Source organism: Chitinimonas sp. BJB300, assembly GCF_002735695.1.
In the GTDB taxonomy this organism is placed as follows: domain Bacteria; phylum Pseudomonadota; class Gammaproteobacteria; order Burkholderiales; family Chitinimonadaceae; genus Chitinimonas.
The window spans coordinates 35,729-45,409 of record NZ_PDZH01000023.1 but is presented as its reverse complement, the minus strand read 5'-3'; the positions used below and the strand labels follow the sequence as shown (position 1 = coordinate 45,409).

The window sequence follows — 9,681 nt, the reverse complement described above, 5'->3', positions numbered from 1 at the left end:
GTACCCGAACCATTAATTCGGTCGGAAACGGCGGCCGGCCGCCGCGGGCGCGGCTGGGTCGAGGCGCTGCTCGGTCAATGTCTGCCGCCAGTGCGGTAAAATCGACATGGGTCCCCAGGACCTTCAGAGCATCGCCCAGCTGATCAAGCTTGGCTTCACGTTCTTCACTGGCAAACAGACTGGATTTGATCATGATGGGAGGGCTGACTTTGGGATGCCAGAATCATGCCATGGATGAGAGGTTTTTCGAGGTGCCCTCTAGACAGGCTCCAAGAATGAAACTGGGGTCAACCCATGCCCCCACACAGCCTGCACCCTATTTTTTGTTGGCGATGTCACAACGCAGACTCAGTACCGGACCATTGCCGGAATACATAGCGGTGCATTTCTTGACGCCTTCGGGCAACACACGGACCAGTCGAATGTCGCTGTGACCATAACGGCACGCCGCATAAAATTGCTTGCTGGCTTCTTTGCGTAAATCCCATGCATAGCGGTTTTTTGCGCGGTCGCCATCACCATACCCACCAATCGGTGGCAGGTCATCCGCATTGCTTTCACTAGGCACGCCAGCATACAGCTCCAATTGGCTTACCGGTATCTGCGCGACAACCTCTTGCACCGCCGGATCACCAGTATGTCCCATTGGGTCCCTTGACCAACTGGTCCAACCTTGCGGGGGTTTATCGATTTGCTGCTTAACCCGCAAACTACTCGGGCATTCAAATTCAAACGCGGCAACTTGGCTTATCGTCACGATTACCGTCAAAAATTTTACAAGCTTATGCATGGAAGGCGGTTTCCTTTGAAGCCCAAATTTCGGCTTTAACTATGAATATGTCACCATTACTCAGGCAACAGGACTGCTTAAGTAGCAATGCCCCAATGTGTCTTTGCATGAATATGCTCCTATTTTGCCCATTCAAGCAGCCGCTAACCGACCGCCAGCTTCACCCCAAACAGGATAAATACCACTCCCAGCACCACAAACGTCCAAGCGCTTGCGCCTGGTGCGACAAACTGGGGGAAGAAGGCCATGAAAAAGACTATGGCCTTGGGGTTAAGCAAGGTAACCAACAAGCTACGCCGGTAAGCCTCCCCCTCGGCAGGTCGGACAATGGCAAAACCTTGTTCCTTGGACAACACACTCTTGATACCAAGCCAAACCAGATAAACCCCGCCACCATACTTGAGCACCTGAAATGCCAGCGGGTTGGCCGTCAGCAAAGCCGCCGTACCTACTGCAGCAGCCCCCATCAAAATAGCATCACCGGTACTGGTGCCGGCCAATGTGGCAAAACCTGCTCGACGCGACGCAGTCGCCGAGCCCAAAATAGCCAAGGTCCCCGGGCCGGGTGACAGAATCAGCAGCGTTGAGGCAACCAGGAAGGCTGTAAAGTCACTGATGACAATCATCATGCACAGACTCAAAACTTGGACTGGGTTGATACCGGATAGGTTGCCTACGTCTGCTTAGAACCTGTTTACGATCTGTCACGAGCAGCCGTCAGCAGGGTGAAGCGCAGCGCAAAAACCGGAATGTACTTTGGTATATGAGGATTTTGAACAGCACATGAGCCCTGATCACGGCTGCGCAGTAAGATCGTAAACAGGTACTTAGGATTTGGCTTAGGGTCACTTTGGCTATCACTGGCACAACCTATTCATGCTGCACTTTCTGCATGCTCAATGTTCAGGGCACATCCAAGTAAAAAACAGGGCAGCCCAACGCTACCCTGTTTTTGCCAGACTCAACGATATTCAAACGTACATCGCGGGGATGTTGTCGGCCATTTCGCGCCGCATGAACTCATGGAAGTGCAACATACCGTCTTCCATCGGGCTCTGGTAAGGGCCAAACTCATTGCGCCCCTCCTTGAACAAACGCTCGCGGCCTTCTTCCATTCGCCGAATGATTTCCATGTCTTCGACCGCCGTCTCCTGATAGGCTTTTTGCTCCGCCACCATGAACTCCGGCTCGAATAACACGACCTCCTCTGGGTAATAGAACTCGACGATATTCTTGTATTTACGCGGACCATCCGGCAGCAAGGTTGAGATCACCAGTGTATGGGGGTACCACTCAACCATTACGTTTGGGTAATAAGTCAGCCAGATCGCACCGTACTTGGGCACCACCCCACGATTGAAGGCCAGCACTTGCTTGTGCCACTCGGCGTAGGACTTGGAACCGGCTCGGGCTAGTTCGTTATGAATACCGACCGTCTGCACCGAATACCAATCGGCAAACTCCCACTTCAGGTCATCACACTCCACAAAGCGACCAAGACCCGGGTGGAAAGGATCTACATGGTAATCCTCCAGGTAGACCTCGATAAAGGTCTTCCAATTACCAACGTAATTATCCACCTGCACATCCGCCAGCATGTAATTACTGAAATCGAAATCTCGGGCAACACCGAGGTCTTTCAAGTCGGCTTCCACATCACGACCGCCTGTGCCCAGTTCAAACAGCATGCCATTCCAGCGCTGCAAGCTGGTCTTTGGCAGGTTCAAGCAGGGCTTTTCCGGAAAATGAGGCGCACCGAGCAGCGTACCTTGGCCGTCATAGGTCCAACGATGTAGCGGGCAAACGATGTGCTGGTTGTTGCCACGGCCATCCAGCATCAAGGCTTGACGATGACGGCAGATATTCGACAGCAACTGCACACCGCCTTCGGTGTGTTTAAGCATGCGCCCACGGTCGTACATCTCCAGTACTTGATAGTCCCCCACATTGGGCACCATCAGTTCATGACCGACGTATTTAGGGCCACGCGCAAACAGCAATTCCTGTTCGAGCTTATAAAAGTCTTCGTCAAAATAGACCGAGACGGGTAGTTGCGCGCTGGCAGCGCGCAGTAGATTGCGAGATTCCAAGTTGGACATATCCCACACCCCCAAGTAGTCAGGGTGAGGCGCAATCCCATCAGAGCCTGCAGCGCTATCGCTTGTCAGGCCCTTAGACCGGCGCCCCAACACCCGAAGGTCTAAGAACGTCTTGCCTTGATGGATTACGAGTCGGCCAAGCTTTGCGCCCGACCGGAGAGGGGCCGATGACCCGCCTCCCTAGCCTCATGGCCCTTTGGGGCAAGCACCAGGCGCATCTTCCGATGCCCTAATACCCGCGCTGGGCGAGGTGCCGCAGCGCTAAAAACAAAGACAGATTGTGGCCTATTTCATTGGCACGATCAAGCCATTCGCACCGATTTATCCCAAAAATCACCTTAATAAATAAAGAGATAGCGGATATTTTCCATCAACACAAGCAGCCCGCTAAACGGGCTATTGTGCTTACAAATTCGGGGGTCAACGCGCTGGTCTATTTCTCGACAAAGGCGCGTTCGATAACATAATCACCCGGCACACCGATACGTGGCGAAACCTTGAAACCACGCGCATCCAACAGAGCACAGGTGTCCTTCAGCATACTGGGACTACCACACATCATGGCGCGATCGGTTTCCGGGTTCAAGGGCGGCAGACCAATGTCTTCGCACAGTTTGTCGCTCTCGATCAGGTCGGTCAGTCGGCCCTGATTACGGAATGCCTCACGGGTCACACTGGGGTAATAAATCAATTTATCGCGGACAATCTCACCGAAAAACTCATTCTTGGGTAACGCTTCCTGGATGTAGTCAGCATAAGCAAGCTCGCTGATGGTACGCACACCATGGAACAGGATGACCTTTTCGAAGTTTTCGTAAGTTTCCGGGTCTTTGATAATCGACATGAACGGCGCAAGGCCTGTCCCCGTACCAAAGAGAAACAGGTTCTTGCCCGGCTTGAGATCATGAATCACCAGCGTGCCGGTAGGCTTGCGGCTGACCAACAACTCATCCCCCACCTTCAGGTGCTGAAGCCGACTGGTCAGCGGGCCATTGGGCACCTTGATACTGAAAAATTCCAGATGTTCTTCATAATTGGCGCTGGCAATCGAATACGCACGCATCAACGGGCGCTCATTCACCTGCAAGCCAATCATGACGAAGTGTCCGTTCTCAAAGCGCAGCCCCGGATCACGCGTGGTCGTGAAGCTGAAGAGAGTGTCATTCCAATGATGGACACTCAGAATGCGTTCGGTAGCAATCGTGGACATGAGGGTAAATGAGAACAGCTGTTATTGTCAGACGGTGATTCTAACAAACTATTAGTACGATTCTCCACCTATTCAGGCATTCACTATGCCTTTCACTATGCTGTTACCAGGCATATTGTCCCCGCTTATTGCACTCCTCTCGAACATATTCAGTTCAGCAAGTCGAACGGAGTAGCACTACATTCAAGAGGAACACTCGGGATTGCATCACCCATCAAAGGACAAGCCCCCGGTACCCAAGTCGATACGGAGAGGACGCAGCATGTCACCGTGGCATCTATCCAATTGCCTGTTGTTCAATAGGCTGTATGCGCCAGTGCAACCCATCGGTCCCACTACTGGGGTTGATGACAGAAGTACCTACGACGCGGATCAAGGCCGATCTATGGTCTCGACCCTGAGTACCCGCTAACCAAAGGCCGGCCTGGGTATGGTTCGCTCCAAACAACTCCTCGCGCTGATCATCCTCAGCCTGACCCTCGTCTATGTTGCCATCGGCGCTGTTCAATATCGCCAGTTCCAGAGCCTGGATCAGGTGATGCAAAAGGCCGATGACAATGCCCTGTGGACCTATCAACAGCTCAACGTCGAGTACAACCGGTTTGATTCCGCAGTCAACCAACGGCGCTTTGACCCCGCAAGCATGCCGCTCAGTGAGTTGCAACTTCGCTACGATGTCTTCGTCAATCAGGTAGACGCCATCAAAGCGGGCACAGCACAGGCCCTCATGCGCGACGAACCTATCTACGCCGATGCCCGACAATCGCTCATTGAACTGGTGGCAGAGGTCGACCACTACCTGGGCGTCAAACCCGATCGCAAAGTCACCTCCGATACGCTGTATGGGGTTCGGCAGAAAATGCTTGATCGCGCCACCGTGATCCGCGAATTGGTGCTGACCGCCCTACGGGTTTCAAATAATATTGTGCGGGCCCGCACCGAAGAAGTCCGCAAGCAAATGTGGCAAACTGCAGGATTGACGCTCTTTCAATGCCTTTTGACCTTGACGTTCGGCATCGCCATCGTCCGGCAGGCCAAACGGCGGGCGATTGTGCAAGCGGAGATGTTGGAATCATTACGCCAAACCGAAGAAGCGCTGGAGAGTCGGGTATCCCAGCGCACTCTGGAGTTGCAGCACGTCAATCTGATGGGGGACAAGGCACTGGAACTCACCCGATCAGGTTACTGGCACGTACCGTTGAATGACCCAGGTTGGCTGTATCTTTCAGCCCGTGCCGCCGCCTTGTATGGCCATACGCCCAAATCTGACTATCGCTACAAGCTCGAAGGCCAATGGTTTGCAGACATGCATGCTGCCGACGCCGCCGCCGCCGTTCAAGCCCGCGACCAGCTGCTGGCTGCGCTTGCCGGAAAAATCCCCAGTTACGAAGCAACCTATGCCTACCGCCGCCCGATTGATGGCCGGGTAATCTGGATCCACAGCGCCGGTTTCGTCGTACGCGACGCACTGGGGCTGCCGATCGATGTCTATGGCGTATCGCAGGATGTAACCGAACAGCTGATGGCGCAAAGGGCGCTGGACAATCAATTAAGCTTTCAAAAAGCGCTGTTCAACACGATTCCCTACCCGATTTTCTACAAGGATGCCAACAACCGGTTTCTAGGATTCAATCATGCTTATGCCGAGACCTTCCAAGTTGATACGTCTGCATTGATCGGTAAACGCGTCACCGACCTTGACTACCTGCCCGAAGAAGACCGACAGCTATATCACACAGAAAGTGAATCGGTCATCGCCAACGCAGGCACCATCCAGCGTGAAGCGGAGTTTCCTTTCGGTGATGGCACCAACCATCATGTCTTGTATGGGGTTTCCGGCTTTCGTAAGGCCGATGGCACGCCGGGTGGTCTGATTGGCACCATCATTGACATCAATGCCCAAAAAGCGGCCGAACGCGCCATGGCGGACGCCAAGGAACTGGCCGAAGAAGCAACACGAATGAAATCAGACTTCCTGGCCAACATGAGCCATGAAATCCGTACGCCGATGAACGCCATCATCGGCATGTCGCACTTGGTACTGACCAGCGAGCTCAACCCCAAGCAGCGCGACTACGTCGAGAAAATCCAACGTTCAGGCCAGCACCTGCTGGGGCTGATCAACGATATCCTCGACTTCTCCAAAATTGAAGCCGGTAAACTGACGGTCGAACAGATCGAGTTTTCGCTCGCCGGCATGCTCGACAATGTTGCCAACCTGATCGGCGAAAAGTGCACCAGCAAAGGGCTGGAACTGATCTTTGATGTGGATGTGGACCTACCCGACAAACTGCTGGGCGATCCACTGCGTCTGGGCCAGATACTGATCAACTACGCCAATAATGCCGTCAAGTTCACCGAAACTGGCGAAATCATCGTACGGGCACGATTGCAAGCACGCGAAGGCAGTGATCTTCGGGTTCGCTTTGAAGTAGAAGACACTGGCATCGGCCTAAGCGCCGAGCAACAAGCACGGCTTTTCCAATCGTTTCAACAAGCCGATAGTTCCACCAGCCGAAAATACGGCGGCACCGGCCTTGGGCTGGCCATCTCAAAAAAACTAGCGGAATTGATGGGGGGAGAAGTCGGGGTAGATAGTGTGGTTGGGCATGGTAGCTGTTTCTGGTTCAGCGCCCAACTGTTTGTTGCCACAGACCAAGGCATAGCGCTACTGCCCGACCCAGATATGCGGGGGCGCAAGGCGCTGGTGGTCGATGACAACCCTCAAGCCCGCCTGATTATTGCTCATATGTTGCGGCACATGAGTTTCATCGTCAGCGAAGCGGAGTCGGGCGAGCAAGCGTTGCGACTGACCGCGGAGGCCCTCTCCGCAGGCCACCCATTCGAGATCGCCTTTCTGGACTGGAACATGCCGGGCATGAACGGACTAGAAACCTACCAGCGCATGGCACAGCAGCCCGACCCGCCTATCCCCGTCATCGTCACCGCGCACGGCCGGGATGAAGTATCCAAGGAAGCGGAACAGGCCGGGGTTACGCTGCTGCTGGTCAAACCCATCAACCATTCCCTGCTATTTGATGCCGCCACACGAGCGCTAGGACACAATCCCCAACCGGAAAGAACATCACGGCGCAGTAGCCGAATCGGCAGTGCTGATCTGAGCAGAATTCGCAACACGCGTGTGCTGCTGGTAGACGACAATGACCTCAATCAACAAGTAGGTCGCGATCTATTAGAAGCAGGTGGCCTGATCGTCGAAGTTGCAGAACATGGCAAGGCCGCGTTGGAATCACTGGCCATTACGAGCTTCGACCTGGTGCTGATGGACATGCAGATGCCGGTCATGGACGGGGTGACTGCTACGCGCCTGATTCGGGCACAACCCGAATTTGCGGATCTGCCTGTTATCGCGATGACTGCCAATGCCATGAGCAGTGACCGTGAACTGTGCATAGAAGCGGGCATGAACGACTACATCGCCAAACCCATCGACCCGGATGAACTCTTTAGCACATTGCTACGCTGGATACCGCCAAAACCCGAGTCAGAAACTATACCTATCAGTAGTACATCAGCACCGGTTGGTATAGAACCGGCAATCGAAGGAGTTGACCCGCTCATGGCAATCGAAGGGCTGGATGTAGCTGCGGGCATGCGGCGAGTTCTTAACAAACGATCAGCCTACGAAAGCATGCTACGCAAGTTCATTGCAGGACAAGCGAACGCAGTCATGGAGTGCCGTACATTGCTGATCGAGGGCCAGCGCGATGAAGCGCGGCGTGCAATTCATACGCTGAAGGGCACCGCGGGCACGATTGGCGCAAATGCCCTGTTCGAGCAAGCGGATGTCGTGGAACGGGTTTTGCAAGGTGAAGAAAGCAATGAATTCGAGATACTCTCGCTGCTGCCCAGCTTGGCGAAAAATACTACCCTTCTGATTGAAGCATTACAGGCAGCCCTGCCGGACGAACAGAACACCACTGCCGCCATAGATATCGACTGGCCTGCTGCCCGTGATCTACTGAAGAAACTGGAAGCCCTACTGGCCGAAGATGACGCCGAGGCCATCGAATTATTTGAAGCCTCCACCGGCTTACTAAAGGCGGTGTTGGCTGACCGTTATCCCATCATGGCCCGCGCGCTCAGCAGCTTCATGTTTAATGATGCGCTTACCACGCTTCGCGAAGTGCAAGAAAACATTGCAGTCCTTCAAGGTAAGGAAAAGTCATGAGTAATGTCCTTGATCCAGCGGAAAAGCGCATCTTGCTAGTCGTCGATGACACGCCCGATAACCTGGCCTTAATGAGTGGCATGCTGCGCAACGAGTACAAGGTCAAGCTGGCCCCCAATGGCGAGCGTGCGCTACAAATCGCAATCGGGGAAGGCCAGCCGGAATTGATCCTGCTTGACATCATGATGCCGGACATGGATGGCTACGAAGTGTTGCGCCAATTGAAAAGGGATGCACGCACGTGCGATATTCCGGTTATCTTCCTGACCGCCATGAGTGCGGCGGAGGATGAAAAAATCGGGTTAGATCTCGGTGCGGTCGATTACATCACCAAGCCGGTCAACCCAGCCATCGTACAAGCCCGGGTACGCACTCATCTACAATTGAAATCCGCCCGCGACTTCCTCAAAGACCAGAATGCCTTTCTTGAGAGCGAAGTCGCCAAACGCACACGCGAAGTCGTGGCGATCCAGGAAGTCACCATCCGCACGATGGCGTCTCTGGCTGAAACCCGCGACAACGAAACCGGCAACCATATCCGCCGCACACAGCATTACGTGCGGGTGTTGGCCGAAGCGCTGTGCAAAAACCCCATTTACACCCAAATGCTGGATGCACGCACTATCGAATCCCTGTTCAAATCAGCGCCTTTGCACGATATCGGCAAGGTCGGGATTCCTGATCGTATTTTGCTTAAGCCTGGCAAGCTTGAAGCCGACGAATTTGAAATCATGAAGACCCATACCACACTGGGGCGCGACACGATTCTTCATTCCGAGCAGGAACTCGGCTTCGAAATCGATTTTTTACGCTATGCAAAAGAGATCGCCCACTCGCATCAGGAAAAATGGGATGGATCAGGCTACCCCCAGGGCCTGGTCGGAGAAGCCATTCCGCTCTCTGCACGGTTGATGGCCGTAGCCGATGTTTACGATGCCCTGATTTCCCGCCGTGTCTACAAACCTGCCTTTACCCACGACGAAGCCGTTACCTATATACGGAACGGCAGCGGCAGCCATTTCGACCCCGCCATCGTCGAAGCCTTCCTCACGGTTACTGAGGCCTTTCAGGAAATTGCCGCCAACTACGCGGACCCGCCACCTTCTGAATAAATCTGCAGGTTCTCTGAATAGTACAGACGTAAAAAAGGCGGGAAATCATCCCGCCCTTGTCTAATCGCCTTCCGTAAGGCCTGTCTGGCATTTCGGCGTTTCACTTTCTCAGTTTTATCATGCACACCGCCTTGGCGCTGGCATGCCGCCAGCGCCACGGGGTTGCGTGGCTTGGGCAGGGAAATGGTGATTTTGACTTTTTTCATTTTCATCTTTCCATTGCTTGTTAAGTGGCTAACAAAAATCAGCGAAGCGGTGCTGGCGAGGCGTATAAACCC

At 53.9% G+C, this 9,681-nt stretch carries 7 protein-coding genes and 1 pseudogene; 2 read left to right on the top strand and 6 right to left on the bottom strand.

The features are described 5' to 3' along the window. The 5 genes and pseudogenes from CSQ89_RS05955 to CSQ89_RS05935 form a co-directional block, all read right to left on the bottom strand. Nucleotides 1–193: pseudogene (locus tag CSQ89_RS05955) on the bottom strand (IS5/IS1182 family transposase); the annotation flags it as partial. Between the two features lie 123 nt (nucleotides 194–316). After that, nucleotides 317–790, bottom strand: coding sequence for an STY0301 family protein (locus tag CSQ89_RS05950; protein WP_099405265.1), 474 nt, complete (start codon nucleotides 788–790; stop codon nucleotides 317–319). Nucleotides 791–933: 143 nt separating this feature from the next. Then, the gene (locus tag CSQ89_RS05945) at nucleotides 934–1,419 is read right to left on the bottom strand and encodes a LysE family transporter (protein WP_099405264.1); all 486 of its coding nucleotides are present in this window, start codon (nucleotides 1,417–1,419) and stop codon (nucleotides 934–936) included. A 342-nt stretch (nucleotides 1,420–1,761) separates the two neighbouring features. Next, nucleotides 1,762–2,889 (bottom strand): aromatic ring-hydroxylating oxygenase subunit alpha, encoded by a 1,128-nt coding sequence (locus CSQ89_RS05940; RefSeq protein ID WP_099405263.1) that lies wholly within the window; start codon nucleotides 2,887–2,889, stop codon nucleotides 1,762–1,764. A 433-nt stretch (nucleotides 2,890–3,322) separates the two neighbouring features. Next, nucleotides 3,323–4,099 carry a ferredoxin--NADP reductase gene (locus tag CSQ89_RS05935; RefSeq protein WP_099405262.1) on the bottom strand — a complete coding sequence of 259 codons (777 nt, stop codon included), beginning with the start codon at nucleotides 4,097–4,099 and terminating at the stop codon, nucleotides 3,323–3,325. Between the two features lie 430 nt (nucleotides 4,100–4,529). Here CSQ89_RS05935 and CSQ89_RS05930 point away from each other — a divergent pair, with 430 nt between their 5' ends. Then, complete coding sequence (locus CSQ89_RS05930; protein WP_099405261.1) at nucleotides 4,530–8,291, top strand: response regulator; 3,762 nt, start codon at nucleotides 4,530–4,532, stop codon at nucleotides 8,289–8,291. Beyond that, complete coding sequence (locus CSQ89_RS05925) at nucleotides 8,288–9,403, top strand: response regulator (RefSeq protein WP_099405260.1); 1,116 nt, start codon at nucleotides 8,288–8,290, stop codon at nucleotides 9,401–9,403. Before CSQ89_RS05930 ends, CSQ89_RS05925 begins: the two co-directional genes overlap by 4 nt. Here CSQ89_RS05925 and CSQ89_RS05920 read toward each other — a convergent pair. Next, the gene (locus tag CSQ89_RS05920) at nucleotides 9,376–9,609 is read right to left on the bottom strand and encodes a hypothetical protein (protein WP_099405259.1); all 234 of its coding nucleotides are present in this window, start codon (nucleotides 9,607–9,609) and stop codon (nucleotides 9,376–9,378) included. The genes CSQ89_RS05925 and CSQ89_RS05920 overlap by 28 nt on opposite strands. Nucleotides 9,610–9,681: the final 72 nt, after the last annotated feature.

Excerpts from the sequence above, each read along its gene's own strand:
- CSQ89_RS05950 (WP_099405265.1), bottom strand. The coding sequence starts at position 790 with ATGCATAAGCTTGTAAAATTTTTGACGGTAATCGTGACGATAAGCCAA.
- CSQ89_RS05945 (WP_099405264.1), bottom strand. The coding sequence starts at position 1,419 with ATGATGATTGTCATCAGTGACTTTACAGCCTTCCTGGTTGCCTCAACG.
- CSQ89_RS05940 (WP_099405263.1), bottom strand. The coding sequence starts at position 2,889 with ATGTCCAACTTGGAATCTCGCAATCTACTGCGCGCTGCCAGCGCGCAA.
- CSQ89_RS05935 (WP_099405262.1), bottom strand. The coding sequence starts at position 4,099 with ATGTCCACGATTGCTACCGAACGCATTCTGAGTGTCCATCATTGGAAT.
- CSQ89_RS05930 (WP_099405261.1), top strand. The coding sequence starts at position 4,530 with ATGGTTCGCTCCAAACAACTCCTCGCGCTGATCATCCTCAGCCTGACC.
- CSQ89_RS05925 (WP_099405260.1), top strand. The coding sequence starts at position 8,288 with ATGAGTAATGTCCTTGATCCAGCGGAAAAGCGCATCTTGCTAGTCGTC.
- CSQ89_RS05920 (WP_099405259.1), bottom strand. The coding sequence starts at position 9,609 with ATGAAAAAAGTCAAAATCACCATTTCCCTGCCCAAGCCACGCAACCCC.